The organism is Phenylobacterium sp., assembly GCF_022402485.1.
Taxonomy (GTDB): Bacteria; Pseudomonadota; Alphaproteobacteria; order Caulobacterales; family Caulobacteraceae; genus Phenylobacterium.
Genome location: NZ_JAKRSA010000023.1, coordinates 82794 through 108858, shown reverse-complemented (window position 1 = coordinate 108858; position 26065 = coordinate 82794). Strand labels below are relative to the sequence as shown.

The 26065-nt window shown below is 67.1% G+C and carries 27 protein-coding genes and 1 other RNA gene; 19 read left to right on the top strand and 9 right to left on the bottom strand.

Annotation, left to right across the window (positions count from 1 at the left end):
• Window positions 1-8: 8 nt before the first annotated feature.
• The 5 genes from MH112_RS08655 to MH112_RS08635 are packed head-to-tail and all read left to right on the top strand — an operon-like array spanning window position 9 to window position 5707.
• The gene (locus MH112_RS08655; RefSeq protein WP_296566554.1) at window positions 9-695 is read left to right on the top strand and encodes a CpaD family pilus assembly protein; all 687 of its coding nucleotides are present in this window, start codon (window positions 9-11) and stop codon (window positions 693-695) included.
• A gap of 7 nt (window positions 696-702) precedes the next feature.
• Window positions 703-2172 carry a CpaE family protein gene (locus MH112_RS08650; protein WP_296566750.1) on the top strand — a complete coding sequence of 490 codons (1470 nt, stop codon included), beginning with the start codon at window positions 703-705 and terminating at the stop codon, window positions 2170-2172.
• 2 nt (window positions 2173-2174) lie between these two features.
• Complete coding sequence (locus tag MH112_RS08645; protein WP_296566553.1) at window positions 2175-3728, top strand: CpaF family protein; 1554 nt, start codon at window positions 2175-2177, stop codon at window positions 3726-3728.
• Complete coding sequence (locus MH112_RS08640; protein ID WP_296566550.1) at window positions 3725-4711, top strand: type II secretion system F family protein; 987 nt, start codon at window positions 3725-3727, stop codon at window positions 4709-4711. Before MH112_RS08645 ends, MH112_RS08640 begins: the two co-directional genes overlap by 4 nt.
• A 9-nt stretch (window positions 4712-4720) precedes the next feature.
• Window positions 4721-5707, top strand: coding sequence for a type II secretion system F family protein (locus MH112_RS08635; protein WP_296566548.1), 987 nt, complete (start codon window positions 4721-4723; stop codon window positions 5705-5707).
• 27 nt (window positions 5708-5734) lie between these two features.
• Here MH112_RS08635 and MH112_RS08630 read toward each other — a convergent pair whose 3' ends face one another.
• Window positions 5735-6577, bottom strand: a complete 843-nt coding sequence (locus MH112_RS08630; protein WP_296566545.1) for a tetratricopeptide repeat protein — start codon at window positions 6575-6577, stop codon at window positions 5735-5737.
• An 87-nt stretch (window positions 6578-6664) separates the two neighbouring features.
• Here MH112_RS08630 and MH112_RS08625 point away from each other — a divergent pair, with 87 nt between their 5' ends.
• Both MH112_RS08625 and MH112_RS08620 read left to right on the top strand, forming a co-directional pair.
• Window positions 6665-8041 (top strand): leucyl aminopeptidase family protein, encoded by a 1377-nt coding sequence (locus tag MH112_RS08625; protein WP_296566543.1) that lies wholly within the window; start codon window positions 6665-6667, stop codon window positions 8039-8041.
• Window positions 8038-8874 carry a C40 family peptidase gene (locus MH112_RS08620; protein ID WP_296566539.1) on the top strand — a complete coding sequence of 279 codons (837 nt, stop codon included), beginning with the start codon at window positions 8038-8040 and terminating at the stop codon, window positions 8872-8874. The genes MH112_RS08625 and MH112_RS08620 overlap by 4 nt, the downstream gene beginning before the upstream one ends.
• 79 nt (window positions 8875-8953) lie before the next feature.
• On the opposite strand, the gene MH112_RS08615 is transcribed toward MH112_RS08620, so the two are convergent.
• Window positions 8954-9613, bottom strand: a complete 660-nt coding sequence (locus MH112_RS08615) for a cytochrome c family protein (protein ID WP_296566537.1) — start codon at window positions 9611-9613, stop codon at window positions 8954-8956.
• Window positions 9614-9780: 167 nt separating this feature from the next.
• Here MH112_RS08615 and MH112_RS08610 point away from each other — a divergent pair, with 167 nt between their 5' ends.
• The 3 genes from MH112_RS08610 (at window position 9781) to MH112_RS08600 (ending at window position 12524) form a co-directional block, all read left to right on the top strand.
• A complete protein-coding gene (locus MH112_RS08610) occupies window positions 9781-10530 on the top strand; it encodes a 3-deoxy-manno-octulosonate cytidylyltransferase (RefSeq protein ID WP_296566534.1) in 750 nt (249 codons plus the stop codon).
• Complete coding sequence (locus MH112_RS08605) at window positions 10527-11372, top strand: prephenate dehydratase (protein ID WP_296566531.1); 846 nt, start codon at window positions 10527-10529, stop codon at window positions 11370-11372. Before MH112_RS08610 ends, MH112_RS08605 begins: the two co-directional genes overlap by 4 nt.
• Before the next feature lie 87 nt (window positions 11373-11459).
• A complete protein-coding gene (locus MH112_RS08600; RefSeq protein ID WP_296566529.1) occupies window positions 11460-12524 on the top strand; it encodes an aromatic ring-hydroxylating dioxygenase subunit alpha in 1065 nt (354 codons plus the stop codon).
• Here the strand turns inward: MH112_RS08600 and nudC are convergent.
• Complete coding sequence (nudC, locus tag MH112_RS08595; protein WP_296566527.1) at window positions 12521-13456, bottom strand: NAD(+) diphosphatase; 936 nt, start codon at window positions 13454-13456, stop codon at window positions 12521-12523. The genes MH112_RS08600 and nudC overlap by 4 nt on opposite strands.
• Window positions 13457-13516: 60 nt before the next feature.
• Here nudC and ffs point away from each other — a divergent pair.
• The 6 genes from ffs (at window position 13517) to def (ending at window position 18248) form a co-directional block, all read left to right on the top strand.
• Window positions 13517-13615: signal recognition particle sRNA small type (gene ffs / locus MH112_RS08590), an RNA gene on the top strand.
• 20 nt (window positions 13616-13635) lie between these two features.
• Entirely contained in the window at window positions 13636-15417 is a 1782-nt protein-coding gene (locus MH112_RS08585; RefSeq protein ID WP_296566520.1) for a DNA polymerase III subunit gamma/tau, read from the top strand.
• 5 nt (window positions 15418-15422) lie between these two features.
• On the top strand, window positions 15423-15749 hold the full coding sequence (locus tag MH112_RS08580) for a YbaB/EbfC family nucleoid-associated protein (RefSeq protein ID WP_296566518.1): 327 nt from the start codon (window positions 15423-15425) through the stop codon (window positions 15747-15749).
• 9 nt (window positions 15750-15758) lie between these two features.
• Window positions 15759-16361, top strand: a complete 603-nt coding sequence (recR, locus tag MH112_RS08575) for a recombination mediator RecR (RefSeq protein ID WP_296566517.1) — start codon at window positions 15759-15761, stop codon at window positions 16359-16361.
• A 42-nt stretch (window positions 16362-16403) separates the two neighbouring features.
• Entirely contained in the window at window positions 16404-17681 is a 1278-nt protein-coding gene (gene rmuC, locus MH112_RS08570; RefSeq protein WP_296566512.1) for a DNA recombination protein RmuC, read from the top strand.
• A 57-nt stretch (window positions 17682-17738) separates the two neighbouring features.
• Window positions 17739-18248, top strand: coding sequence for a peptide deformylase (gene def, locus MH112_RS08565; protein WP_296566508.1), 510 nt, complete (start codon window positions 17739-17741; stop codon window positions 18246-18248).
• Window positions 18249-18317: 69 nt separating this feature from the next.
• Here the strand turns inward: def and MH112_RS08560 are convergent, their stop codons facing one another.
• Complete coding sequence (locus MH112_RS08560; protein ID WP_296566505.1) at window positions 18318-18584, bottom strand: hypothetical protein; 267 nt, start codon at window positions 18582-18584, stop codon at window positions 18318-18320.
• Between the two features lie 99 nt (window positions 18585-18683).
• Between MH112_RS08560 and fmt the strand changes: the two genes are divergently transcribed.
• Both fmt and truA read left to right on the top strand, forming a co-directional pair.
• Entirely contained in the window at window positions 18684-19610 is a 927-nt protein-coding gene (fmt, locus tag MH112_RS08555) for a methionyl-tRNA formyltransferase (RefSeq protein ID WP_296566503.1), read from the top strand.
• Window positions 19610-20374, top strand: coding sequence for a tRNA pseudouridine(38-40) synthase TruA (gene truA, locus MH112_RS08550; protein ID WP_296566498.1), 765 nt, complete (start codon window positions 19610-19612; stop codon window positions 20372-20374). The genes fmt and truA overlap by 1 nt, the downstream gene beginning before the upstream one ends.
• Here truA and dapE read toward each other — a convergent pair.
• From dapE to argB, 4 genes are all read right to left on the bottom strand, one after another.
• Window positions 20344-21501: a succinyl-diaminopimelate desuccinylase gene (gene dapE / locus MH112_RS08545; protein WP_296566496.1), complete on the bottom strand. Its 1158-nt coding sequence runs from the start codon at window positions 21499-21501 to the stop codon at window positions 20344-20346. The two genes, truA and dapE, sit on opposite strands and share 31 nt — an antisense overlap.
• 62 nt (window positions 21502-21563) lie before the next feature.
• Window positions 21564-22403 carry a 2,3,4,5-tetrahydropyridine-2,6-dicarboxylate N-succinyltransferase gene (gene dapD, locus MH112_RS08540; RefSeq protein WP_296566493.1) on the bottom strand — a complete coding sequence of 280 codons (840 nt, stop codon included), beginning with the start codon at window positions 22401-22403 and terminating at the stop codon, window positions 21564-21566.
• On the bottom strand, window positions 22400-23065 hold the full coding sequence (locus MH112_RS08535; RefSeq protein WP_296566492.1) for a pyrimidine 5'-nucleotidase: 666 nt from the start codon (window positions 23063-23065) through the stop codon (window positions 22400-22402). The genes dapD and MH112_RS08535 overlap by 4 nt, the downstream gene beginning before the upstream one ends.
• The gene (gene argB / locus MH112_RS08530) at window positions 23062-23976 is read right to left on the bottom strand and encodes an acetylglutamate kinase (RefSeq protein ID WP_296566490.1); all 915 of its coding nucleotides are present in this window, start codon (window positions 23974-23976) and stop codon (window positions 23062-23064) included. Before argB ends, MH112_RS08535 begins: the two co-directional genes overlap by 4 nt.
• A gap of 188 nt (window positions 23977-24164) precedes the next feature.
• Here argB and MH112_RS08525 point away from each other — a divergent pair, with 188 nt between their 5' ends.
• Complete coding sequence (locus MH112_RS08525) at window positions 24165-25454, top strand: amidohydrolase family protein (RefSeq protein ID WP_296566487.1); 1290 nt, start codon at window positions 24165-24167, stop codon at window positions 25452-25454.
• Window positions 25455-25461: 7 nt separating this feature from the next.
• Here MH112_RS08525 and yihA read toward each other — a convergent pair whose 3' ends face one another.
• Window positions 25462-26064: a ribosome biogenesis GTP-binding protein YihA/YsxC gene (gene yihA / locus MH112_RS08520; protein WP_296566746.1), complete on the bottom strand. Its 603-nt coding sequence runs from the start codon at window positions 26062-26064 to the stop codon at window positions 25462-25464.
• Window position 26065: the final 1 nt, after the last annotated feature.

Genomic DNA, 26065 nt, shown 5'->3' with positions numbered 1-26065 from the left:
GCGCCGCCATGAACAATCCCGCGCGCCTAATCCTGCCTCTGGTTCTCATCGCTGGCCTGAGCGCCTGCGCCTCAGCCCCGCCAAGGGAGGGGGCCGTGGCCCAGCCTCGCACGCCATTGGAGCAGTTCCAGGCCCCGGTGACGGCTCAGGCTGATGAGGTTCGGCTGGCCATTCACGCCCAGGGGATATCTGGACCCCAGGCCGACGCCCTGGTCAGCCTGGTCCATGCCTGGCGGGCCCATGATGGCGGCCCTATCCGCCTGCAGTCCCCCGTCGGCGTGGCAGACTCCGGGGCCGCCTATCGCATGGGCGAAAGCGTCCGGGCATTTCTGGTGTCTCAAGGGGTACCCCACACCGACATTCAGCTGCTCGGCTATGAGGCCCAGGGTGCCGCAGGCGCGCCGATGGTGGTGGGCTATGATCGCTATGTGGCCCAGGTGCCGCGCTGCGGCCAGAGCTGGGAGAACCTCACCAGCACCGGCGCCAATCGCACCTCGGCGAATTTCGGCTGTTCAGTGACGGCCAATCTCGCCGCGCAGATCGCCAATCCAGCCGATCTTGTTCGGCCCAGAGATATGGACCCCTCGGACGCAGCGCGTCGCATGGAGGTTCTGGATAACTACCGCCGCGGGGAGCCGACCTCGACCCAGGCCGACGACCAGGCCCGGGGCGCTCTCTCGCAGGCGGTGAGGTAAGGTGCCGATGCGTTCGCAGGGGGGACATGATCCCTTTGACCTGGCCTTTGAGGCCGATGACGACTTTAGCGCGGCCCAGGATGACCCCTGGGGCAAGGCCGGTGACAGCGCCAGCCGTCGGGTGGCGCCCGATCCCTTTGACCTGCCAGATCCGCCGCCGCCTCGGGCCCGGACAGCCCCCGACCCCTATGTTGAGGAACCATTACGGACGCGGGCGGCTGTGAGCCCGCCGGAGGTCAGCCAAGGCCATGACACGATGGCACCGGCCGAAGCCGCCTCTGGTGACTCGAGCCTGCCGCGGATCACCATCCACGCCTTCACCGAACGTTCCCGCACAGCCGACGTGATCGAACACGCCGCCCGGGACCGCCGGATGGAGCGGGCGAGCGTCACCGTCCGTGAAGGCGGCCTGGCCGCCGCCGTCGCCGCCTATCAGAACCAGCCCACCCCGCCCCTGCTGGTGGTGGAGTGCGGGGAGAGCGCCGAGCGGCTGCTTGGCTATCTGGATCAGTTGGCGGAGGTCTGCGATCCGGGCTCGAAGGTGGTGGTAATTGGCGCGGCCAATGATATCGCCCTCTACCGCGAGCTCATGCGCCGGGGCGTCAGCGAGTATCTGGTCCCACCGTTCAAGCCCCTGCAGTTCGTCCGCTCATTGAGTGGCCTGTATGCCGATCCCAGCGCCCCGTTCGTGGGTCGCCAGATTGCGTTCTGCGGTGCCAAGGGCGGGGCGGGCGTCTCGACCATCGCCCACAATGTGGCCTTCGCCATAACCGAGCGGATGGCGGCCAATGCGGTGCTGGTGGACCTGGATCTGCCCTTCGGCACTGCGGGCCTGGATTTCAACCAGGACCCCCTGCAGGGTGTGGCCGACGCGCTGAAGGAGCCAGACCGTCTTGATCCGGTGCTGATGGACCGGATGATGGCCCGCTGCAGCGAGCGCTTGAGCCTGTTCACTGCCCCGGCGACCCTGGACCAGGACTATGACATCTCGCCGGAGGCCTTTGAGGAGGTCACCCAGAAGGTGAGAGCTGCCGCGCCCTTTGTGGTGCTCGACCTGCCCCATGTCTGGACCGCCTGGAAGCGCCGGCTGATTCTCTCGTCAGATGATCTGGTCATTGTCGCCCAGCCTGACCTGGCGTCCCTGCGCAACGCCAAGAACCTGGTCGACCTCGTCCGTCGGGCCAGGCCCAATGACGCCCCCCCGCGACTGGTGCTGAATCAGGTCGGAGTGCCGGGTCGGCCCGAAATCCCCGTCAAGGATTTTGGCGAGGCCCTGAACCTGACGCCAGCCCTGGTCCTGCCCTTCGAGCCCAAGCTGTTTGGCCAGGCGGCCAACAACGGCCAGATGCTGGCCGAGGTGGCACCTCGGTCCAAGACCGCCGAAGCGATCAACGACCTGGCCCAGCAGATCAGCCGCCGGGAGCCTCCGGCAGTCCAGAAGTCCTCATTGCTGGCCAGCCTCCTGCGGCGGAAGTAGCCATGTTCGGAAAGCGCGCCGCCGACGTAGACGAGGCCCCCCCCAAGGCCCCACAGGCTCCCCCTGCGGCGACCACCTATGCGCCGCCCCCTGAAAAGGCCGCCGCGCCCATCGCCACGCGCCCGCAGCGCTCTGAACCGTCAGATGCGCCAGTACCCGCCCGTGGCCGTAGCGATTTGCCTAAGGCCACCGCCCCGGCGGGCGGCCCCAAGGCCACCACCGCCTTTGAACAATTGCAGGCGGCCCAGGGTCCGGCACCCGCCACCCAGGTGGTGCGCGAGCAGTCGGACTACTACCACGCCACCAAGACGACGATCTTCAATGCCCTGATCAACACCATTGATCTGGCGCAGCTGGCCCAGCTGGATCTGAAGGCGGCGGCCGAGGAGATCCGTGACATCGTCGCCGAGCTGGTGGCGATCAAGAACGTCTCCATGTCGATCTCCGAGCAGGAGATGCTGGTTCAGGACATCATCAATGATGTGCTGGGCTACGGCCCCCTGGAGCCTCTGCTGGCCCGGGACGACATCGCCGACATCATGGTCAATGGGGCCTCGCGGGTGTTCATCGAGGTCGGGGGCAAGGTCCAGCTGACCAATGTCCGCTTCCGCGACAATTCCCAGCTGATGAATATCTGTCAGCGGATCGTCAGTCAGGTCGGCCGTCGGGTCGACGAAAGCTCGCCGATCTGTGACGCCCGCCTGCCCGATGGCAGCCGCGTCAATGTGATTGCGCCGCCCCTGGCCCTGGACGGCCCGACCCTGACCATCCGGAAATTCCGGAAAGACAAGCTGACCATGAAGGATCTGGTCAAATATGACTCCATTACCCCTGAGGGGGCCCGGGTTCTGGGGGTCATCGGTGCCTGTCGCTGCAACATCCTGATCTCCGGCGGTACGGGCTCGGGCAAGACCACGCTGCTGAACACCCTGACCGCCTTCATCGATCCCACCGAGCGGGTGGTGACCTGCGAGGACGCCGCTGAACTTCAGCTGCAGCAGCCCCATGTGGTGCGCCTGGAGACCCGCCCGCCCAACCTGGAAGGGCAGGGTCAGATCACCATGCGCGACCTGGTGAAAAACTGCCTGCGGATGCGCCCGGAACGGATCATCGTCGGCGAAGTCCGGGGGCCGGAGGCCTTCGACCTGCTGCAGGCCATGAACACCGGTCACGACGGATCCATGGGCACCTTGCATGCCAACAGCCCCCGAGAAGCGGTAGGCCGTCTGGAATCCATGATCACCATGGGGGGCTATGGCCTGCCGTCGCGGACCATCCGGGAAATGATCGTCGGCTCTATCGACGTGATCATCCAGGCCGCTCGCCTGCGGGACGGCTCACGGCGCATCACCCATGTCACCGAAGTACTCGGCCTGGAGGGCGATGTGATCATCACCCAGGACTTGCTGGTCTATGAGATCACCGGCGAGGACGCCGAGGGCCGGGTGGTCGGTCGCCACCGATCGACGGGCATCGCCAGACCCCGGTTCTGGGATCGGGCTCGATACTATGGCCTTGAGCGCGAGCTCGCTGAGGCCCTGGACGCCGCCGAATGAACCCGACCCTGGCGACTATCCTGGCGGCCGTGCTCGGCTTCCTGGCGATTGCGGGCTTCGGGTTCGCCCTCGCCGGTCCCTCTCCAGGTCAGGCCCGGGCGACCAAACGCACCCAGGCGATTCTGGGACGCGATACCCGAGAGGCCAAGACGCTGCGGGGGGCGGGCGGGGCTCCAGACCAGCGTCGCAAGCAGATCGCCGAGAGCCTGAAGGAGCAGGACCGGCAGCAACGTAAGGCGTCCCTGTCGTTGAAGGCGCGCCTGCAGCAGGCTGGTCTCGCCACCACTGTCCGTACCTTCTGGATCATTAGCGGTGCCCTGGGGGGCGTGGTCTTCCTCGTGACCCTGATGCTCGGCCAGCCTGCGATATTGGGCCTTGGACTCGGCTTCGCGGCGGGCGCTGGCCTGCCCAGGTGGGTGGTCGGCATGCTGGCGGCCCGCCGGATGAAGAAGTTCATCGAGGCGTTTCCTGACGCCATGGACATTATCGTCCGGGGCATCAAATCGGGCCTGCCGGTCAATGACAGCCTGAGGGTCATCGGCATGGAGGCGCCAGAGCCCCTGGCCGCTGAATTCCGCTATCTCACCGAGAACACCGGTATGGGGGTGGCGATCGATCAGGCCATCGACCGGATGTATGAACGCATGCCGGCCCAGGAGGTCCGCTTCTTCGGAATCGTCCTGTCCATCCAGCAGAAGTCCGGCGGCAATCTCGCCGAGGCGCTTGGCAACCTTTCCACGGTGATCCGCGCCCGCAAGCTGATGGGGGAGAAGATCAAGGCCCTTTCAGGTGAGGCGGTCGCCTCGGCCTTCATCATCGGCTCCTTGCCGCCGGCGGTGGTGGTGATGATCAGCCTCATGGCACCCGACTACATGGCCCCGCTGTTCGTCGATCCCCGCGGACATCTCATTCTGGCCGGCGGTGTGTTCCTGATGGGGCTCGGCATCTGGGTCATGCGGCGCATGATCAGCTTCAAGGTCTGAGGCGCGGGCATGGACCTGGCCACCCTTACCGACCCCATGAACATCCTCACCGTCTTGGTGGCGGTGCTTGTCTTTGCCACCCTGGTTACACTGGCGGTGCCCCTCATGCGGACCAACAGGCTGGAGGATCGGCTGAAGTCGGTCTCCAACCGCCGCGAGGAACTGCGTCGCAAGTCCCGCGAGGCGATCAACAAGAGCAAGGGCGGCTCCCTGCGCCAGACCGATGAAGGTCTCTACAAGCGGGTCGTGGAGCAGCTTCAGCTATCGCGCTTGCTGGAAGATCCCAAGGTCGTGGACAAGCTGGCCCAGGCTGGCTTCCGGGGCCCCCGTCCAGTCAGCACCTTCTATTTCTTCAGGTTCGTCCTGCCGTTCGCTTTCGCAGCAGCGGTGGCGTTCTATCTGTTTTTTATCGATGATTTCGGCCTCAGCGGAATGCACCGCTTTGCCGCCACCATGATCGGGCTGACCCTCGGCTATTACGCCCCCAACATCTACATCAGCAACATTGCCCAGAAGCGTCAGGAGTCCATTGTTCTGGCCTTCCCCGACGCCCTGGACCTTCTGCTGATCTGCGTCGAGTCAGGCATGTCCATCGAGGCGGCGATCCAGAAGGTCAGCCAGGAAATCGGCGGCACCTCGATCGAGCTGGCCGAAGAGATGACCCTTCTGACGGCTGAGCTGTCCTATCTGCCCGAGCGTCGTCAGGCCTATGAAGGCCTGTCACGGCGGACCAATCACCCCGGCATCAAGTCTGTGACCACGGCGATGATCCAGGCTGAACGCTATGGCACGCCCCTGGGGTCGGCCCTGCGGGTCATGGCCAAGGAGAACCGCGACCTGCGCCTGGCGGCCGCGGAAAAGAAGGCCGCTCAGCTGCCGGCCAAGCTCACCGTGCCCATGATCGTGTTTTTCCTGCCGGTGCTCTTCCTGGTCATCCTTGGTCCCGCCGTGCTGCGGGTCATGGACATGATGGCGACCGGCAACGGCCCTAGCTGAACCCGCCTAGGCTGTTCTGAAAGCTCTCTACTGGGCTGATCCCACAGAGCTCCACGACCGCCCCGAGCCGCCGCTTGCGCTGCCGGCCTGGCTGGCGCTGCGCAGGTAGGCGAGGTTGTTGGCCACCAGCTGGGGCGGCAAATCCTGGCGCGCCAAGGCCTCAGCCTCAGCCATGCGCCCTTGCAGCCCCAGGATGAGGGCCAGGTTCTGGCGGATCACCGCTCCGGCGCCGGGCAGAGCCGCCGCCTTGCGCAGGAGCCGTTCGGCCTCTTCGGCCTGGCCCCGCGTCGCCTGGAACATGGCCATATTGGAAAGCACAGACGGGTTATCAGGTGCCAGCTGCAGGGCTTGGCGGTGGGCCGCCAGGGCCTGATCATCACGCTGGGCCTGTTCAAACGCCATGGCCAGCAGGAAGGGCGCGCGCCAGTCTCCGGGGGCAAGCGACTGCGCCTGCTGGGCGGGGGCAACACCAAAGAAGCCTTCACCGCGGGCCAGATGGGCTCGGGTCAGTTCGAGCAACACCTCCACATTGTCAGGGGCCAGGACGGCCAATCGCTGGACGGTGGCAGCCGCCTCCGTCGCCTGGCCTAGCGCCCTCAAGGCGCGGGCCAGGCCGAGTCCCGCGTCCAGGTCTGTGGGGTCAAGATTGGCTTCCCGCGCCCAGAAGGCGGCGCGGGCCAGGGGGTCGAGTCCCGCCGCCAGGGCCCGGGCCTCCGGCGTCGCCTTCGGCGAGGCTGCGGCCGGTGGCGGCGGGGGTGGCTCAACCTTGGCCGTCTCTGGCTTGGCCCTGAAGCTGAAGGCCGTGGCGGGCGAAGTGCCGGCGAGGCTGAGTGCGAGGGCGGTTGCGGCGAGGACCGACATGCGACACATGACCAGGGTAGCCTCCTGAGGTTCCGGGTCACTCTGGGCCTGCCGCCTTAAAGGAAGCGTTAAGCATAACCAGAAGGGCCAGTCCCCATGTCCGACCTGATCCTGGACGCCGCCGAGGGCGTCATTGTCCCGGTTTACCTCCTGCGGGAGGCCGACCTTGATGCGGCGCTCGCCGAGCTCGGTGATCAGGGCCGGGGGCTTGCTGCTGTGCAGGACTTCAAGGGCAAGGCCGGGCAGATCCTGCTGGTGCCAGACGGGCGTGGCACCACCGAGCGGGTGCTGTTTGGCCTCGGACAGGGCCGCGCCTCGGCGGTCCGGGCCCTGGCCGCCAAGCTGCCCCGGGGAACCTATGAGATCGTCCGGTGTCCCGACGACATCAGCCCCGATGATGCGGCGCTGGCCTTCGCCCTGGGGAGCTACCGGTTCGACCGCTACAAGAAGAAACCGGACGATCGCCCCCGCCTGTTGGCGAGAACCGCCAATGTCGCCGCCGTGCGGGTCATGGCCCATGCCTGCGCCCTGGCCCGGGACATGATCAACACCCCGCCCAACGACATGGGCCCCCTTCAGATCGAGACCATCGCCCGGGAGATTGCCGAGCAGCATGGGGCGGGGATTACGGTCATTACGGGTGAGGGGCTCCTGGAGGCGAACTATCCGGCCGTCCACGCGGTAGGCCGCGCTGCGGCCCCGGGCCGTGAGCCCCGAATGATCGAACTGACCTGGGGACGGGAGAGCGATCCGCTGGTGGCCATCATCGGCAAGGGCGTGGTGTTCGACACCGGCGGGCTCGACATCAAGCCCTCGGCGGGCATGCGGTTGATGAAGAAGGACATGGGCGGCGCCGCCCACGCCCTGGCGCTGGCCCGGATGGTCATGGCGGCGGGCTTGCCGGTTCGACTGCTGGTCCTGGCCCCCACGGTGGAGAATGCCATTTCCGGGGACGCCATGCGGCCTGGCGACGTGATCGACTCCCGCAAGGGGCTGACCATCGAAGTGGGCAATACCGACGCCGAGGGGCGGCTGATCCTGGCCGACGCCCTGACCCGGGCTGCGGAGTTTTCGCCAGACCTGACCATCGATATGGCCACGCTGACCGGCGCGGCGCGGGTGGCCTTGGGGCCCCAACTGCCCCCCTTCATGACCGACGATGAGGGCCTGGCTGCGGCCCTTTCTGCGGCGGCTGAGGCGGTGGAGGACCCCCTGTGGCGCCTCCCGCTCTGGAAGGGCTATGTCGAAGCCCTCGACAGCGATGTGGCCGATCTGAAGAATGATCCAGACGGCTGGGCCCAGGCCGGGGCGGTGACGGCGGGTCTGTTTCTGCAGCGCTTTGCGCCGGAAGGGGCCTGGGTGCATCTGGACATCTTCGCCTGGAACCCCCGCGCCAAGCCCGGCGTCCCGTCGGGGGGGGAGGTCATGGCGATCCGGGCGTTGTTCCGCCTGTTGCAGGACCGCTACGCATGACCTTGGACCCGCGCCTGACCCTGGCTAGGCCTGATCTCGCGGCAAGCGGGCTTGAGGGTCTTGTGGCTGCCGCCCGCTATGCCCCAACCAAGGCGCGGGCCTGCCGCCTGGCGGCCACCGCGATCCGCACCGCGCCGGCTCAGGAGGCCGAGCAGGCCGACCAGCTTCTGTTCGGAGAAGTCTTCGACGTGCTGGAGGAGGCCCACGGTTTCGCCTGGGGCCAAGCCCGGCGGGATGGCTATGTGGGTTATGTGGCTCTGGAGGCGCTCGGTGAGCCCGCTGCCCCGACCCATCGGGTGCGTGCCCTGCGGACCTATGGTTTTCAGGCACCGAGCATCAAGGCGCCCGCCCTGGGGCCCTTCAGCCTGAACGCCTTGATCGCTGGGGTGGAGACCCAGGGCCGGTTTGTCCGCGATGTTGGCGGCGCGTGGTTTGTACAGGACCATCTGGCCCCCGTGGGTCTGGACTTCGCCCGGGATCCGGCCGCCGTGGCCGAGCGTCACTTGGAAACACCCTATCTTTGGGGGGGGCGTGAAAGCCTTGGGCTCGACTGTTCGGGCCTGGTCATGCAGGCGCTGCTGGCCTGTGGACGCACCTGTCCGCGAGACACCGACCAGCAGGAGCAGGCTTTCGTCCAGGCCGCTGATCCGCAGGCTTTGCGGCGGGGGGACCTGGTGTTCTGGCGCGGGCATGTGGCGATGATGCTGGACGCCCATCAGATCATCCATGCCAATGCCCACCATATGGCGGTCGCTATCGAGCCGTTGAACACGGCGATTGCTCGGATTGAGGCGGGAGGTTCCGGGGAGCCCACCGGTTACCGACGGCCCTGAGCCTCGGGTCCCGTGAGCCAAGGCGCACAAAAAAAGCCCGGCGTGAGCCGGGCTTTTCCGATCGTGGTCGAACCTGGCCTCAGGTCGCCGCGGGGGCAGCAGCGTCTGCCGGCGCCTCGGCCGGGGCTTCGCCTTCGGCGGCGGGGGCGGCTTCACCCTCCGCAGGCGCCTCGGCCTCAGCGGCAGGCGGGGCCGCCGGCGCAGGGGCCGGGAAGGGCAGCGAGCCGCCCATGGAATGCAGATAGGCCACCACGTTGATGAGCTCTTCTTCGCGCTTAAGGCCCACGAAGGTCATCTTGGTGCCGCTGATGTGACGCTGAGGCGCATTCAGGAACGCGCCCATCTCCTCGTGGGTCCACACGGGATTGGCCGCTGCATAATCCTTGAAGGCGTTTGAATAGGCATAGCCGGCGTGGACTGCGGGCGACAAACCGATGATCCCCCAGAGATTGGGGCCCGTGCCATTGGCACCCCCCTGGGCGATCGTATGGCAGCTGATGCACTTGGCGAAGGAGGCCTGCCCTGCCGCCACATCGGCGATGGGCAGCACGGTGCCCCAGTCGATAGGCGCTTCCTCGACCGCAGCGCCGCCCGTGTCTTCGGGAATCGCGATGGCATAGCCCGGGGTCTCGGGGGCATGGGGGGCGAAGACGACAGCGGAGGCTTCACGAAGGCCAACAACCGCCAAACCCGTCGCCAGCACTGCGCCGGCGACCTTGTTGAACGTAAGGTCGCTCATAGTCTTAGAATCGGCCCTTTCTCAGGCCGGTCGTCGAAACCGGCATACGCGCGGGAATCTCCCGCCCCTTATTGCGCCCGCGTCTCTTACACGCTACCGGCGCTCGTGCAACCGGCCAGATGGTCGCTCTCTCTGCAAGCGTCAATGACCACAGGCTCAACGAATTCATGACGCCCATCGTCCTCATCCCCGCCCGTATGGCCGCCACCCGGCTTCCGGGCAAACCCCTGGCCGATATCGAGGGCGTTCCGATGATCGTCCGGGTGCTGCGTCAGGCCCAGGCTGCCGGAATCGGTCCCGTGGCCGTGGCCGCAGGTGATCCCGAAATCGTTGCCGTCGTCGAGGCCGCCGGAGGGCAGGCGGTGCTGACCGATCCGGACCTGCCGTCGGGATCTGACCGCATCCTTCGGGCGTTGGAGACCCTCGACCCGCAAGGGCGTCACGACGTGGTGATCAATCTTCAGGGGGACATTCCTTTTGTCTCGCCCCAGGTGATCGCCGATTGCGCAAACCTGCTGGCCCTGGAGCCCGCCTGCGACATCTCCACCATCGTGGTGGCCGAAAGCGATGTCGCCGAGCGGTCCAACCCCGACATCCCCAAGGCCGTGCTGGCCATGCATCCAGAGGGGCGGCGGGGCCGGGCGCTCTATTTTACCCGCTCTGTGCTCTACGGGGATGGTCCGGTCTGGCTGCACCACGGGGTCTATGGCTATCGCCGCGCGGCCCTGAGCGCCTTTACCGCAGCCCCGCCCTCGCCTCTGGAACAGCGTGAACGGCTGGAACAGCTGCGCGCCCTGGAAATGGGCCTGAGCATTTGGGCCGCCGTGATCGACACAGCGCCCATCTCGGTGGACAACCCCGCCGATCTGGAACGCGCCCGGGCCCACGCCCGGGCCACGACTGAGGGACTTCGATGAGCCAGGGACGTATCGCCTTCCAAGGCGAGCTGGGCGCCAACAGCCACGAGGCCTGCGCCACCTATTTCCCCGGCCATGTTCCCGTGCCGCACGCCACCTTTGACGAGGCCTTCGAGGCCATCAAGACCGGCGACTGCCAGCTGGGCCTGATCCCGGTAGAGAACTCCATCGCCGGCCGGGTGGCTGACGTTCATCACCTGCTGCCCAGCTCTGGCCTGAAGATCATCGGCGAGAAGTTCAAGCCGATCCGTTTCCAGCTGATGGTCAATCCCGGCGTCACCCTGGACCAGGTGAAGACCGTCCAGTCCATGGCCATCGCCATCAGCCAGTGCCGCAGGACGGTCAAACGCCTGGGGCTAAAGGCTGAGACGGTGGGCGATACCGCCGGGGCCGCCCGCATGCTGGCCCAGAACCCCGATCCCACCCGGGCGGCGATCTCGCCGGCCCTGGCCGCTGAGATCTACGGGCTGGAGATTCTGCTGCGCGACATCGAGGACGAGCGGCACAACACCACCCGCTTTCTGGTCATGACGGCGGACCGGGAACCGGAACCGCCAGCCTTTACCAGCCCCTGCATCACCAGTTTCGTGTTCCGGGTCCGCAACCTGCCGGCCGCCCTCTACAAGGCCCTGGGCGGGTTTGCCACAAACGGCGTCAACATGACCAAGCTGGAAAGCTACATGGAGGACGGGGCCTGGACGGCGACCTTCTTCTACGCCGAGGTGGACGGTCGGCCCGAGGACCGGGGCCTGGCGCTCGCCCTTGAGGAACTGCAGTTCTTCTCCGAGCGGTTTGAGATCCTGGGGGTATATCCGGCCGATCCGTTCCGGGCACGGGCCTGAGGGTTGTGCTGATCTGGCCCCTGTGGCCAGACTTTCGCCGGTTGGGGGCGCTGAGGCCGTCTTGTCCCTGACAGCTGAGGGTCCGCCATGTCGCTCGACAACAATCCCTATGCGAAGGTCTCTGACCGCCCGGAGCGCGCCTTCGCCCTCCCAGGCCAGGCCTATGTCGATCAAGCCGTGTTCGCCGCCGAGCAGGCGCAGGTCTTCCAACAGGGCTGGGTGCCGGTTGCGCGGGTCAGCGATGTGGCTGCTCCAGGGGACTATCTCTCAGCGGACCTGTTCGGCGTTCCCCTTGTGGTCACCAATGTTGGCGGTGATCTCCATGTCCTGTCCCGGGTCTGCCGGCATCGGGGTCTGCCGGTGGTGGAGGGGCGAGGGTCCGCCAAGGCCCTGACCTGTCCCTATCACCTGTGGCGCTATGATCTGGACGGACGCCTCGCAGCCGCCCCCGGAATGGAGCGCTCTGCTGTCTTCGATCAGGCGTCCTGCGCCCTGCCGCGCCTGGCCAGTGAGGTCTGGGGCGGCTGGATCTTCGTCAATCTGGATGGTCAGGCTGCGCCCCTGGCACCCCAGCTGGGGGGGCTGGCCGATCGGCTCGAGGCGATTGCGCCCCATCGGTTGGTCACGGCCGATGTGCTGACCTTCGAGTCCCCCTGGAACTGGAAGGTGATGGTCGAGAACTTCCTGGAGTCCTACCACCACATCGGCCCCCATCGGGACACCCTGCAGCGGTCCAACCCCGGCCTGTCCACCTATGAGGGGCTGGGATCTTATCTTTTCACCGTGCTGGAAAATCCCCCCGCCGATGAGGCCCACGGGCCCTTCGTGGTGGCGGCCATCTTCCCGCTGACCCTGATGTTCTTCACCGAGGGCGAGACGCCCCTGGGGGTCTGGTACGAGCTCAGCGACCTGGCCGCTGATCGCTTCACCCTTCGCATCCACCTGCTCGCATCGCCGGATTTCGCGGCTGTCCCCGAATTCGTCGCCCATTATCGTGACCAGGTACGCGCCATCCATCTTGAGGATGTGCCCGCCTGCGAAGGCGTCCAGAAGGGAGTCGCCAGCCCGTTCTATCAGCCGGGGCCGCTGAGCCACCTGGAGCAGTCGCTCTGGCGCTTCCATCGGCACCTTCAGCAGGCGATGACGGCCTAGGCCTTGGTTCCTTCCTCGACCCAGGCCTTGAGCAGCTGGTGGGCGATGGCCAGGGGGCCAGGGGCGAAGACGCCCTCAATCTTGCCGGCCAAGAGGTCGCGGGCCTCATCGCGGGTGAACCAGCGGACCTCCGACAGTTCGGTCTGGTCGGGGGCGGCCTGGTCGTCCTCGACCTCGGCGATCAGGCCGATCATCAGCGAAGACGGATAGGGCCAGGGCTGGGTGGAGTGATAGCGCACGGAGACCGCCTTCAGGGCGGCTTCTTCGGCCAGCTCCCGGGCGCAGGCCTCCTCGATGCTTTCACCCGGCTCCACAAAGCCGGCGAGGGCCGAGAACATGCCCGGCGGCCAGGCCTCCTGGCGACCCATCATGCAGCGGTCCCCCAGGCAGGGCAGCATGATCACCACCGGATCGGTGCGGGGGAAGTGTTCGGCCTTGCAGACCGGGCACTGCCGCTTCCAGCCGGCGTCGACGACGACGCTGGGCTCGCCACAGGCCGCGCAGTGGCGATGGCGCCGGCGCCATTCGAACATCGACTTGGCGGTGGCGGCTATCGCGGCCTCACCTGCCGGCAGGCGCAGGGCCATGGCGCGCAGGTCCTCGAATGACCCCAGTCCCTGAAGCGTGCCCTCGGCGGGGTCGAGGCCACCCTCGATGTCCACGGCGAAGACGGCGGTCTTCTTCCATAGCCCCATGAACAGCAGCCGCTCGATTCCCCCTGCCAGCTCATCGGACATGGTGGCGGGCAGATAGGCCAGCTGGACGCCGCCGCCGGGCGACTTTTCCACCAGTGGCTTACCGTTCCAGAGAACGATGGTCAGGGAGTCGGGCGAGGTCTGCATCTCGCCAAGCCAGGCGGCGTCCCCCCGGCGCTCGCTGGCGCGGTCGAGGGGGTTGCCGGCGAAGGTGTTCTGAAAGGCTGTCAGGGGCATGAATCGGTTTCTATCTGCGCCCGAGCTTGCGCGCACCCCTTTCGATCGCGATATTGGAGTCGGAGATCGGCGACGGGCGCAGTCCTCGCCAACCCGGTCAGGTCCGGAAGGAAGCAGCCGTAACGAGTTTCGCTTCGGGTCGTCGTCCGGTCTCCACCCGCTTCCTCTCATAATCGCCCATGGCCGACGAAGACCTCACGCTCGATTCCGATCTGCCCGAGCGTGATCCGAATACGACGGACATGTTTGGGGACCCTGCGCCGGCTCCACCGCCTGCCGCGGTGGAGAGCGCGGCCTATACCGTCATCGCCCGGAAGTACCGGCCCCGGACCTTCGAGGATCTGTTTGGCCAGGAGGCGATGGTGCGCACCCTGCGCAACGCTTTCGCCTCAGGCCGCATCGCCCACGCCTTCATGCTCACCGGCGTCCGCGGGGTCGGCAAGACCACGACGGCGCGCCTGCTGGCCCGGGCCCTGAACTATGAGACCGACGCCATTCACGCCCCCACCCTGGACCTCTCCCAGGATGGCCGCCATTGCCGGGCCATCGTCGAAGGCCGCCACATGGATGTGCTGGAGCTGGACGCCGCCAGCCGCACAGGCGTGGGCGACATGCGCGAACTGCTGGATGGGGTCCGCTATGCCCCCGTCGAGGCGCGCTACAAGGTCTACATCATCGACGAGGTTCACATGCTCTCGACCGGGGCGTTCAACGCCCTGCTCAAGACGCTGGAGGAGCCGCCGCCCCACGCCAAGTTCATCTTCGCCACCACCGAAATCCGCAAAGTGCCCGTGACCATCCTGTCGCGGACTCAGCGCTTTGACCTGCGCCGGGTCGAGCCCGAGGTGATCGTCAAGAATCTGGAGATGATCTGTGCCGCCGAGGGGGCCCGGGTCGAGGCCGAGGGCCTGACCCTGATCGCAAGGGCGGCCGAGGGCTCCGTGCGGGACGCCCAGTCCATGCTCGACCAGGCCATCGTCCAGGCCGAGTCGGGCCAGACGGTGAGCGCGACCTCAATCCGCGACATGCTGGGCCTGGCCGACCGGGCGCAGACCATCTCCCTGTTCGAGCAGGTCATGAAGGGCGAGGCCGGCCCGGCCATCGAGACCTTCCGCGGGCTCTACGGCTATGGCGCTGATCCGGCCCAGGTCATGGGCGACCTGCTGGAGCACTGCCACTCCGCCTCGGTGGCCAAGGCCGTCGGCCCCCAGGCCCTGATCATGCCCAAGGAGCAGGCTGGACGCCTGACCGCCATCGGCGCCGCCCTGTCGGCCGGAACCTTGTCGCGGGTCTGGCAGATCCTGCTCCGGGCCCATGAGGAGGTGCGCCGCGCCCCTGATCCGGCGGCGGCTGTGGATATGGCTCTGATCCGCCTGGCCTATGCGGCCGACCTGCCTGGCCCTGAAGAGGCATTGAAGAAGCTGCAGGCTGGCGAGCCCCTGCCAGGGGGACCTGGTCCCTCCGCCGGCGGGGGCGGCGGTTCCAGCGGTGGTGCCAGCGCCGTAGCCCGGCAGATGGCCCAGCCTCAGCCCCAGGCCGCCCCAGAGATCACCTTGCGCCGGTTCGAGGACGTCGTCGCGCTGATCGAACAGAAGCGCGACATTTCCCTGCGCCTGGACGTGGAGCGGTTTGTCCGTCCCATCGCCTTCCGCCCGGGTGTCATTGAGTTTGAACCGGCACCGGGCTCGCCCAACACCCTGATCCAGCGTCTGGCGGGACGACTGAAGGAGTGGACCGGCCAGCCCTGGCTGATCGTCGCCCAGGGCGGCGGCGGTGCCGAGAGCCGCTGGGAGCAACAGAAGCGCGAGGAGCGCGAAGCCCGGGAGCGGATTGAGCAGGATCCCTTTATCCGTTCAGTTATGACGGCCTTCCCGGGTGCCGAGATCCTCAGCATCCGCGCCCAGGCCCAACCCGACGTCCAGCCGAGCGGCGAGGACGAGAGCGAAACCGAAGAGGACTAGAGCCCATGAAGGACCTTGGCGCCCTGATGAAGCAGGCCCAGGCCATGCAGCAGAAGTTGGCCGACGCCCAGGCCCGTCTGGCTGAGACCACGGTGGAGGGCACGTCTGGCGGGGGCATGGTCAAGCTGACTCTGCGCGGCTCGGGCGAACTGGCCGGCGTGGTCATGGATGAGAGCCTGCTGGCACCCGGCGAGGGCGAGGTGTTGTCGGATCTGATGGTGGCTGCCCATGCAGACGCCAAGCGCAAGCTCGACGCCATGCAGGCCGATGTTATGCGTGAGGCCGCTGGCCCCCTGGCCGGCATGGGCCTGCCTGGCATGCCTAAGTTCTGATCGCCCCCCTTGGCCGCCTCCTCCGGACCTGAGATCGAGCGGCTGATCACGCTGCTGGCCAAGCTGCCCGGCATGGGGCCGCGTTCGGCCAGGCGTGCGACGCTCGCCCTGCTCAAGCGCCGCGAACAGCTTCTGACGCCCCTGGCCCAGGCCCTGGCCGACGCTGCCGAGCGGGTGAAGACCTGCTCGACCTGCGGGGCCCTGGACACCCGCGATCCCTGCGCCGTCTGTGCCGATCCCGAACGGGAGGCCGGCATGATCTGCGTGGTGGAAGAGGTGGGCGCACTCTGGGCCATGGAGCGGGGCGGCGCCTTCCGTGGGCGCTACCACGTGATGGGCGGCCTGCTTTCAGCCCTCGACGGGGTCGGTCCAGACGCCCTGCGGGTGGGCTCCCTGTTGGCGCGGGCGGGGGCGCCGGAGGTGACCGAGGTGATCCTCGCCCTGCCAGCCACGGTGGATGGCCAGACCACAGCCCACTATCTCGCCGAACGGCTGGCACCCTGTGGCGTGAGCATCACCATGATCGCCCGCGGCGTTCCGGTGGGGGGCGAGCTCGACTGGCTGGACGACGGCACCATCGCCCAGGCCCTGCGGGCGCGCCGCCCGGCCTGAGCCCCCCTGGCCCAAGTCGCCGACTCCGGCTAAGAACGGACCATGAACCTGGATGCTTCCCTGATTGCGGTCGTGGTCTGCGCCGTCGTGGCCCTTGTCGGGTTTGCCTGGGCGATCATGGAGCGCCGCCGCGCCGACCGTCTGCAGGGTGAGTACTGGTCCCTGCGCGACCAGAGCGCCAATGCTGAGGCCGAGCTTCGCAGCTTCAGGGCCCAGTCCGAGGCACAGGCTGAAATCCTGCGCAACCAGGCTGCCCAGTCGGCCAATGTGGTGGCCGAGGCCCTGCTCAAGCGAACCGAGGAAACCTTCCGCAACCGCGAGCAACTGGCCCAGGCCAGGCTTGAGGCGCAGCTGAAGCCTGTGGCCGAAACCCTGGCGAAGTTTCAGGAACAGGTCACGGCGGTGGAAAAGACCCGGGCCGAAGAGACCGGCGGTCTCAAGGCGCAGATCGCCCAGCTCCTGACCGCCTCGACCGCCACCCAGGAAGAGGCGCGCAAACTCTCGGCCGCCCTGCGCCGGGGGGCGGGCGTCCAGGGCCGCTGGGGGGAGCAGACCCTGCGCAATGTGCTGGAGGCCGCGGGCCTGTCGCACCGCTACGACTTCGAAGAACAGGTGGCCACCGACTCCGACGAGGGTCGCCGCCGTCCCGATGTCACCGTGCGTCTGCCTGGGGGCGCCCTGTTTGTCATTGACGCCAAGTGCTCGCTCAATGCCTTCCTCGACGCCCAGGAGGCCACAGACGACGCTGTGCGCGAGGCCTGCTTTGTCCGCCATGCCCAGAGCGTGCGGGCCCATATGCAGAGCCTGTCGGCCAAGGCCTATTGGGATCAGTTTCCCGCCTCGCCGGACTTCGTGGCCATGTTCATTCCCGGCGACAGCTTCCTGGCCGCAGCCCTGGATCGGGCACCGGACCTGATGAGCGAGGCCATGGACCGCCGGGTTCTGGTGGTGACCCCCACCACCCTGTTCGCCCTGTGCAAGGCGGTGGTCTATGGCTGGCGGGTGGAAGAGCAGGCGGCCAACGCCCAGGAGATCTCCAAGCTCGGCCGGGAGCTTTACAAGCGGCTATCGGTCATGGGCGGACATGCTGCCGCCGTGGGCAAAAAGCTGGAAGAGGCGGTCGGAAAATACAACCAGATGGTCGGGTCCCTGGAGAGCCAAGTCCTGACCCAGGCCCGGCGCTTTGAGGACCTTAAGGTCGATCATGAGGGCCGCGACATTCCAGAGCTGACCCCCATTGAGACGGCCGTCCGCCCCCTGGCCAAGCTGGAGGCCGAGGCCCCGCCCCCGCGAATCCGGGCGGTGGGCGACGAGGGCTGATGTCAGGCGCAGCGGGCTGGTCTTGACGCTCGCCAGCCGGCCCCTTACCTCCGGGGAATGGCTATCCGCGAAATCCTGACGGTCCCAAATCCGATCCTGAAACAGGTCTCCCAGCCGGTCGAGGCCGTGGACGACGATCTGCGCGCCCTTATGGATGACATGTTGGAGACCATGTACGACGCGCCGGGCATCGGCCTGGCCGCGATCCAGATCGGTGTGCCCAAGCGGGTCATTGTCATGGACCTGGCTGGCCCAGATCAGCCGCGTGAGCCCCGATATTTCGTCAATCCTGAGATTCTCTGGTCGTCAGACGACACCGCCCCCTATGAGGAGGGCTGCCTGTCGGTTCCAGACATCTATGACGAGGTCGATCGCCCGGCCCAGGTCAAGCTGCGCTACCTCAACTATCAGGGCGATCTGGTGGAGGAGGACGCAGAGGGGCTGTTTGCCGTCTGCATCCAGCACGAGATGGACCACCTGCAGGGGGTGCTGTTCATCGACCATCTGTCGCGCCTGAAGCGCGACCGCGCCGTGGCCAAGGTCAAGAAGCAGATTCGCGCCGCCTGATCCCGGTCAAAGATCCCTGGGGGCGGCCCGCACCGCGAACCGCCCTCGGAGAGTCTCAGACGGGTCTGATCAGTTTTCCGCGTCGCTGGCGGCGTCGCTCAGGTCCTCGCCGGCCTTTTGCATGGCTGCACCGGCCTCCTGGGCCGCGCCCTCCACCATGGCGGCCGCGTCAGAGCCCGCCTCTTCTGCCGCGTCGGCCACGTCAGAGGCGGCCTGTGAGGCTTCAGCGGCTGCATCATCGACATTGGCTTCGACTTCGGCCTGTTCAGCTTCGGTGCAGGCCGCCAGGGCCAGGGCCGCGAGGGCGGCGGCCGTCATGGTCAGGGTCTTGCGCATTGGGGTTTCCTCTTTTCCTGAAGCCGCCAAAGAGCGATGCCGCAACACAGATCACTCCCCCGGCTTTGCGCACCCTACGGGGCGGGGTAAACGGCGTCCATGCGCCTGGCCTTTCTCGGAACCCCTGACTTCGCCGTCGTCGCCCTGGCCCGTCTGGTGGCGGCCGGCCACGATATCGTCTGTGTCTATTCCCAGCCCCCGGCCCCCCGGGGGCGCGGCCAGACTTTGAAGCCCTCTCCGGTCCATGCCTTCGCCCTGGACCATGGCCTGCAGGTTCGCACCCCGGCCTCCATGCGCGACCCTGATGAGATCGCCGCCTTTCGCGCCCTCAACCTCGATGCCGCCTGTGTGGTCGCCTATGGCCAGATACTGACCCGGGACGTGCTGGAGGCCCCGAGGCTCGGTGCCTTTAATCTGCATGGCTCGCTTCTGCCCCGCTGGCGGGGCGCTGCACCCATTCAGCGGGCCGTGATGGCCGGCGACGAGATCACCGGCATCCAGGTGATGCGCATGACCGAAGGTCTCGACGAGGGCCCGGTGCTGGCCACCGCCACGGTCAGGATTGGCCCCCGGGACACCGCTGGGGACATTCACGATCGGCTGGCGGAAGCCGGTGCCGCGCTGTTGGTAGACACCCTGCCGAAGATTGAAGCCGGGGTCGCCGTGGAGGTTCCCCAGGCTGAGGACGGCGTCACCTACGCCAAGAAGATTGGCCCCAAGGCGGCGCGTATCCGCTGGCCGCGGCCAGCCAGCCGCACCGATGGCCAGATCCGTGGCCTGTCACCGTTCCCGGGCGCCTGGTTCGAAGCCCCCAGCGACAAGGGCCCTGTGCGGGTCAAAGTGCTCGCCTGCGTCCGCGAGGAAGGCGTCGGGGGCCCAGGCGAGGTGCTGGACGATCGACTGCTGGTGGCCTGTGGGGAGGGCGCTGTCCGGCTCTTGCGGTTGCAGCGCGAAGGGCGCGGACCTCAGGACGCAGAGGAGTTCCTGCGCGGCTTTCCCCTGCCGGCCGGGACGACGCTCCTCTGATGCCGCGCTACAAGCTCATCGTCGAATATGATGGTCGACCCTATCGAGGCTTTCAGGCCCAGGCCGGACTGGCCTCGGTGCAGGGTGCCATCGAGGCTGCGGTGAAAGGGTTCTGTGGCCAGGATCTGCGGCTGCAGGCGGCTGGGCGCACCGACACCGGCGTCCACGCCATCGGCCAGGTGGTGCATGTGGACCTGGACAAGGCCTGGAAGGCCGAGGTGGTCCGCGACGCCCTCAATGCCCACCTTGTGCCCCAGCCTATCGCCATCCTCTCGGCCGAGCTCATGGAGGATCCCCGCTGGCATGCCCGGTTTTCAGCCACCGAGCGGCATTACATCTATCGCATTCTCAATCGTACGGCGCCGCCCGCCCTCGACTGGGGCCGGGTCTGGCATGTGAAGAAGCCGCTGGACGCTGAGGCCATGCATGCCGCCGCCCAGGTTCTGGTGGGCCATCATGACTTCACCACCTTCCGTGACCTGCAATGCCAGGCCAAATCGCCCATGAAGACCCTGGATGTGGCCCGGGTGTGCCGCGACGGCGAGGCGGTGGTGCTGGAGTTTGCGTCCCGTTCGTTTCTTCACCGACAGGTCCGGTCTATGACCGGCACCCTGGCCGAAGTGGGGCTGGGACGCTGGAGCGCCGCAGATGTGGGCGAGGCGCTGGCGGCGCGGGATCGCCGTGCGTGCGGCCCCGTGGCACCCGCCACCGGCCTCTATCTGGTCGGGGTCAGCTACGCAGCCGCGCCGAACCTGGCGAAATAGCGGGCGATCAGACGCTCATAGACGGCCTGCAGATCGCGAATCTCAGCAACAGGCGCGCGCTCATCGACCGCATGCATGGTCTTGCCGACCAGGCCGAGTTCTACCACCGGGCACAGGGCGCGAATGAAGCGTGCATCAGATGTACCGCCGGTGGTGGATAGCTCCGGATCACGGCCGGCCACGTCACGGACTGCGGCGGCGACCAGATCGGTGAAATCCCCAGGCGCGGTCAGGAAGGCCTCTCCGCTGATGGATGGGGTGACCCGCACGTTGCCGCCAAAGCCCTGACCCTGAGCCTGGGCCACGGCCTCGATCCAGGCGGCGAGGTCGGCGCCCGTATGGGTGGGATTGAAGCGAATGTTCACCCGCGCCCTGGCCTGGGCCGCAATCACATTGGTGGCGGCATTGCCCACATCGACGGTGGTGATCTCCAGATTGGACGGCTGGAAGCCTGTATAGCCCTCATCCAGCACATGGGCGTCCAGGGCGGCCAGGATGCGGACCAGGACCGGCACAGGATTGGCGGCCCTGTGGGGGTAGGCCACGTGCCCCTGGCGGCCCTCCACGAGGATCTCGGCATTGATCGAGCCCCGGCGACCGATCTTGATCATGTCGCCGAAGGTCTCAGCGCTGGTGGGTTCGCCCACCACGCAGTGATCGATGACTTCGCCCTCGGCCATGAGGGCTTCCACGACCTTTTTTGTGCCGTCGTGGGCGATCCCTTCCTCGTCGCCGGTGATCAGGAAGGACAAGGAGCCACGGACCTCCCCGCGGGCCAAGGCGGCGGCGGCGGCGGCGGCGAAGGCGGCCAGGGCGCTCTTCATGTCCACGGCGCCACGGCCGATCAGCACCCCGTCGACGATCTCTGCGGCGAAGGCGTCCTGGCTCCAGGCGTTCGCGTCGCCCACCGGCACCACATCGGTGTGGCCGGCAAAACACAGGTTCGGTCGGGCGCTGCCCCAGCGGGCATAGAGGTTTTCGATCTCACCAAACCGCATGCGGCGGCAGGTGAAGCCGAGCTTGTCGAGTTCGGCCTGCAACACGTCCATGGCCCCAGCGTCGGCGGGGGTCACCGAAGGACGGCGGATAAGGTCCTGGGTCAGGCGGACGGGATCGAGGCTGCTCATAGGTCAGCAGTTAGCCATCGTCGCGCCCTGTCGCAATGGCGTCCTGAGGCCCGCCTGCCCGATCAGTCGCGCAGGAGCTCGTTGACGCTGGTCTTCGACCGGGTTTGAGCGTCCACGGTCTTGACGATCACGGCGCAATAGAGCGACGGGCCGGTCCCGTGGGGATCGGGCAGGGAGCCTGGCACCACCACCGAATAGGCGGGCACCTCGCCGCGATAGGTCTGACCGGTCTTGCGGTCGACAATCTTGGTGGAGGCAGTGATGAAGACCCCCATGGACAGAACCGCGCCCTCGCGGACGATGACGCCCTCGGCCACCTCGGAACGGGCCCCGATGAAGCAGCCGTCCTCGACGATGGTGGGATTGGCCTGGAGGGGCTCCAGGACCCCGCCAATGCCGGCCCCGCCGGAAATGTGCACACCCTTGCCGATCTGGGCGCAGGACCCCACCGTGGCCCAGGTGTCGACCATGGTCCCCTCATCCACATAGGCGCCGATGTTCACGAAGGAGGGCATCAGCACCACATTCTTGCCGACATAGGCGCCGCGACGCACCACGGCGCCGGGGACGGCCCGGAAGCCGGCCTCCTGGAACTGCGGGGCGTCCCAGCCGTCGAACTTGGTCGGCACCTTGTCCCAATAGGGACCTGGGGGGCCGGCGTGCATGACGCTGTTGGGGTTCAGGCGGAAGGACAGCAGGATCGCCTGCTTGGCCCACTGGCGAACTTCCCACTGGCCATCGTCCCCCCGCTCGGCCACCCGCAGGCGGCCCTCATCGAGCAGGCGCAGGGTTTCATCCACTGCCGTGCGCACCGGCCCCTTGGTGGCGGTAGAGATCCCGTCCCGGGCCTCCCAGGCGGCTTCAATCTCGGTCTTCAGATCATCAAAGGTCAGGGCGGTCATGGGCGGGTCTCCCTCAGGCGTGCGGTCGCCAGGAACGGCGCCAGCTTTTCGGTGCGGTGGTGGATGAAGGGCGCAGGGGACGCCGCCGCGTGGGCGCCCACCAGTACAGTGGTCATGCCAAGGTCGGCCGCTGGCGCGAGATTACGCTCGGAATCCTCGAAAAAGGCCGTGGCCTGCGGGGTCATGCCATGGGCGTCCAGCATGGCCGTAAAGGCGCCGGGATCGGGCTTTGGCCGAAAGCCGAAGGACTCGATGTGAAACACATCGTCGAACAGATGATGCAGCCCCAGGTGCGACAGCACCCGCTCGGCATGGATGGCGTCGGCGTTGGTGAAGATCAGTCGGCGCCCCGGCAGGCGTTCCAGCGCTTCCAGCAGGTCGGCGTCGTGGGCCAGGACATGCAGGGACAGGTCGTGGAACAGGGCGTGAAAGTCGGCCGGGTCTACCCCGTGGTCGAGCATCAGCCCACGCAGGGTCAGGCCGTGTTCGGCCAGGTAGCGCTTCTGCAGGGCGTAGGCCTGGTCGGAGGGCAGTCCCGTGACCTTGGCCACAAAGGTCGTCATCCGGGTCTCGACCTCGCCCATGAACCCGGATTCGGCCGGGTAGAGGGTGTTGTCCAGGTCGAACAGCCAGGTGTCGATATGGGTGAGGTCGATGTTCATGCCGAGATCAGAGTGCCGGCACCGTGTTCGGAGAACAGCTCCACCAGCATGGCATGGGGACGCCGGCCGTCCAGGATCACCACGGCCTGCACCCCGGACTCCACCGCATTGATCGCGGTCTCCAGCTTGGGGATCATGCCGCCGGTGGCGACCCCTGAGGCAATGGCTTCCCGGGCTTCAGCGACGTTCATCTGCCGGATCAGCTGACCGTCGACGTCGAGCACGCCCTTCACGTCGGTGAGCAGCAGCATTCGCTTGGCCCGCAGGGCACCGGCCAGGGCCCCGGCCACGGTGTCAGCATTGATGTTATAGGTCTCGCCGTCCTTGGAGACCCCGATGGGGGCGATCACCGGGACATAGTCCTCATCGGCATAGATCAGGGCTTCGATCAGCTTCGGATCAACCTTGGTGGGCTCGCCGACGAAGCCGAGGTCCACGGCCTGCTCGATCTGGCTGTCGGGGTCCTTGCGGGTCCGCACGGCCTTTTCCACCGTGATCAGTCGGGCGTCCTTGCCCGACAGGCCGACCCCGCGGACATCGGCTTCTGCGCCGGCCAGGGTGATCCAGTTGGCGATTTCCTTGTTGATGGCACCTGACAGCACCATTTCGGCCACTTCCATGGTGGCGGAGTCGGTAACCCTCAGACCGTCCACGAAGCTCGACTTCACCCCGGCCTTGTCCAGCATCCGGGAGATCTGCGGTCCGCCCCCGTGCACCACCACCGGGTGCACCCCGAGCATTTTCAGCAGCACCGCATCGGCGGCGAACAGCTTGGCCACCGACTCCTCGCCCATGGCGTGGCCGCCGTATTTGATGACCACGGTTTCGCGGTCGTAATGCTGAATGAAGGGCAGGGCCTCGGCCAGCGTGCGGGCAGTGGCCCAGCCTTCCTCTTCGGGGGTGTCGGTCACGTGTCGGCGGCTCCCTGATCCTGGATCGCCCCGATAGCCGACAGCGGCGACCCTGTCACCCGGTGCCCACCGCTTCAGCGCCCACCAGATCGCCCCGGCAAGGCATGAATCTCGAATCGACGCCGGCCCGCCGCACGCTTATGCCCATCAGAGGGCCAATATGGGCTCGCGAGTCGGGGGACATGACCATGGACAAGAATCGTCTTCGCAACCGCCTCCTGGGTGCCGCGGCGCTCAGCTTCATCGCCTGTGCTGCGCAGGCGCAGACGGTGGTGGTCCGGGCCGCCCACCTGCTCGACCCGGTCACCGGGCGCATGCTGGCTGATCCCGTGGTGGTGATCACGGACGGAAAGGTGGTCCATGTGGGTTCCGGAACCCAGCCCTTGCCGACCCCGCCGGAGGTCGAACAGTTGGACCTGCCTGGGGTGACCCTGTTGCCTGGCCTGATCGACATGCATGTCCACCTGACCTCGAGCCCGGTCTATGGGGGCTACAGCTATCTGCAGTTTTCCGACGCCTTCTGGACGGCTGTGGGCGTCCGTAACGCCAAGGACACCCTGGAGGCCGGCTTCACCACGGTGCGGAACCTGGGCTCGGAATTCTACGGCGATGTCGGTCTGCGCGAGGCGGTCAGCGAGGGCCATATCCCTGGACCCCGGATCGTCTCGGCCGCCTATTCCTTTGGCGCCACAGGCGGCCACTGCGACTCCACCTTCTTCCCGCCGTCCATGGACGAAAAGAGCCCCTACGTGTCTGACGGCCCTGAGGCGGCCCGACGCAATGTGCGGACCCTGCGCAAGTACGGGGCTCAGGTGATCAAGATCTGCGCCACCGGTGGGGTGTTCTCCCGGGGTTCAGAGCCGGGTGCCCAACAGATGGCTATCGATGAGATCAAGGCGGTCACCGAAGCCGCCCAGATGGCCGGTATGAAGGTCGCCGCCCACGCCCATGGGGCACCCGGAATCCGGGCGGCTATTCTGGGGGGCGTCGACACCATCGAGCATGCCAGCCTGGTGGACGATGAGGGTATCCGCCTGGCCCGGGAGCACGGGGTCTGGTTCAGCATGGACATCTACAATACCGAGTACACCCAGTCCGAGGGGCGCAAGAACGGCGTGCTGGAGGACAATCTGCGCAAGGACCGCGACATCGCCGAGATCCAGCGGGAGAACTTCCGCAAGGCCCTCCGGGCCGGGGTGAAGATGGTCTATGGCACCGACGCCGGCGTCTTTCCCCATGGCCAGAACGGCCGCCAGTTCGCGGTCATGGTCAGGTACGGCGCCACCCCATTGCAGGCGATCCAGTCCGCAACGGTGAACGCTGCCGAGGCCCTGGGCCAGGCGGGCCAGGTGGGTGTCGTGGCGCCCGGTGCCTGGGGCGATATGGTGGGGGTGGTTGGCGACCCCCTGGCCGATGTCACCCTGCTGGAGGCCCCAGTGTTCGTGATGAAGGGCGGAGAGACCGTCAAGCGCCCCTGAGCCGGGGTCAGGGGGCGATGGCGCAGGCGGCCGCGATCTCGGCCCTCAGTTCGGCCATGCCGGCGCCGGTTTCCGAAGAGGTAGCCAGCACCCTGGGAAAGGCGGCCGGCCGCTTGGCGATGGCCGCCTCGGTCTGCTGGCGCACCGCCTCGACCGCAGCCGGCCGTAGCTTGTCAGCCTTGGTCAGCACGATCTGGTAGGACACTGCCGCCTTGTCGAAGGCGTCCATGGGCTCGCCGTCGACCTCTTTCAGCCCATGGCGGGCGTCGATCAGCAGATAGGCCCGCTTCAGGTTGGGTCGGCCCCGCAGGTAGTCCCGACCCAGGTTCTGGAATTTCTTGACCTCAGAGCGCGAGGCCCGGGCGAAGCCGTAGCCGGGCAGGTCCACCAGGCGCAGCCGTTCGTCCAGGACAAAGAAGTTGACCTCCCGGGTGCGGCCCGGGGCGTTGGAGGCCCTGGCCAGGTGCTTGTGACCCACCAGGGCGTTGATCAGGGACGACTTGCCCACATTGGAGCGACCGGCAAAGGCCACCTCCGGCAGGTCCGGTGCTGGCAGACCGTCCATGGCGACGGCCCCCATCATGAACTCTGCCTTGCGGGCGAACAGGATC

Bases quoted from the DNA above. Each gene is read 5' to 3' on its own strand.
- MH112_RS08655 (WP_296566554.1), top strand. From the start codon at position 9: ATGAACAATCCCGCGCGCCTAATCCTGCCTCTGGTTCTCATCGCTGGC.
- MH112_RS08650 (WP_296566750.1), top strand. From the start codon at position 703: ATGCGTTCGCAGGGGGGACATGATCCCTTTGACCTGGCCTTTGAGGCC.
- MH112_RS08645 (WP_296566553.1), top strand. From the start codon at position 2,175: ATGTTCGGAAAGCGCGCCGCCGACGTAGACGAGGCCCCCCCCAAGGCC.
- MH112_RS08640 (WP_296566550.1), top strand. From the start codon at position 3,725: ATGAACCCGACCCTGGCGACTATCCTGGCGGCCGTGCTCGGCTTCCTG.
- MH112_RS08635 (WP_296566548.1), top strand. From the start codon at position 4,721: ATGGACCTGGCCACCCTTACCGACCCCATGAACATCCTCACCGTCTTG.
- MH112_RS08630 (WP_296566545.1), bottom strand. From the start codon at position 6,577: ATGTGTCGCATGTCGGTCCTCGCCGCAACCGCCCTCGCACTCAGCCTC.
- MH112_RS08625 (WP_296566543.1), top strand. From the start codon at position 6,665: ATGTCCGACCTGATCCTGGACGCCGCCGAGGGCGTCATTGTCCCGGTT.
- MH112_RS08620 (WP_296566539.1), top strand. From the start codon at position 8,038: ATGACCTTGGACCCGCGCCTGACCCTGGCTAGGCCTGATCTCGCGGCA.
- MH112_RS08615 (WP_296566537.1), bottom strand. From the start codon at position 9,613: ATGAGCGACCTTACGTTCAACAAGGTCGCCGGCGCAGTGCTGGCGACG.
- MH112_RS08610 (WP_296566534.1), top strand. From the start codon at position 9,781: ATGACGCCCATCGTCCTCATCCCCGCCCGTATGGCCGCCACCCGGCTT.
- MH112_RS08605 (WP_296566531.1), top strand. From the start codon at position 10,527: ATGAGCCAGGGACGTATCGCCTTCCAAGGCGAGCTGGGCGCCAACAGC.
- MH112_RS08600 (WP_296566529.1), top strand. From the start codon at position 11,460: ATGTCGCTCGACAACAATCCCTATGCGAAGGTCTCTGACCGCCCGGAG.
- nudC (WP_296566527.1), bottom strand. From the start codon at position 13,456: ATGCCCCTGACAGCCTTTCAGAACACCTTCGCCGGCAACCCCCTCGAC.
- MH112_RS08585 (WP_296566520.1), top strand. From the start codon at position 13,636: ATGGCCGACGAAGACCTCACGCTCGATTCCGATCTGCCCGAGCGTGAT.
- MH112_RS08580 (WP_296566518.1), top strand. From the start codon at position 15,423: ATGAAGGACCTTGGCGCCCTGATGAAGCAGGCCCAGGCCATGCAGCAG.
- rmuC (WP_296566512.1), top strand. From the start codon at position 16,404: ATGAACCTGGATGCTTCCCTGATTGCGGTCGTGGTCTGCGCCGTCGTG.
- def (WP_296566508.1), top strand. From the start codon at position 17,739: ATGGCTATCCGCGAAATCCTGACGGTCCCAAATCCGATCCTGAAACAG.
- MH112_RS08560 (WP_296566505.1), bottom strand. From the start codon at position 18,584: ATGCGCAAGACCCTGACCATGACGGCCGCCGCCCTCGCGGCCCTGGCC.
- fmt (WP_296566503.1), top strand. From the start codon at position 18,684: ATGCGCCTGGCCTTTCTCGGAACCCCTGACTTCGCCGTCGTCGCCCTG.
- truA (WP_296566498.1), top strand. From the start codon at position 19,610: ATGCCGCGCTACAAGCTCATCGTCGAATATGATGGTCGACCCTATCGA.
- dapE (WP_296566496.1), bottom strand. From the start codon at position 21,501: ATGAGCAGCCTCGATCCCGTCCGCCTGACCCAGGACCTTATCCGCCGT.
- dapD (WP_296566493.1), bottom strand. From the start codon at position 22,403: ATGACCGCCCTGACCTTTGATGATCTGAAGACCGAGATTGAAGCCGCC.
- MH112_RS08535 (WP_296566492.1), bottom strand. From the start codon at position 23,065: ATGAACATCGACCTCACCCATATCGACACCTGGCTGTTCGACCTGGAC.
- MH112_RS08525 (WP_296566487.1), top strand. From the start codon at position 24,165: ATGGACAAGAATCGTCTTCGCAACCGCCTCCTGGGTGCCGCGGCGCTC.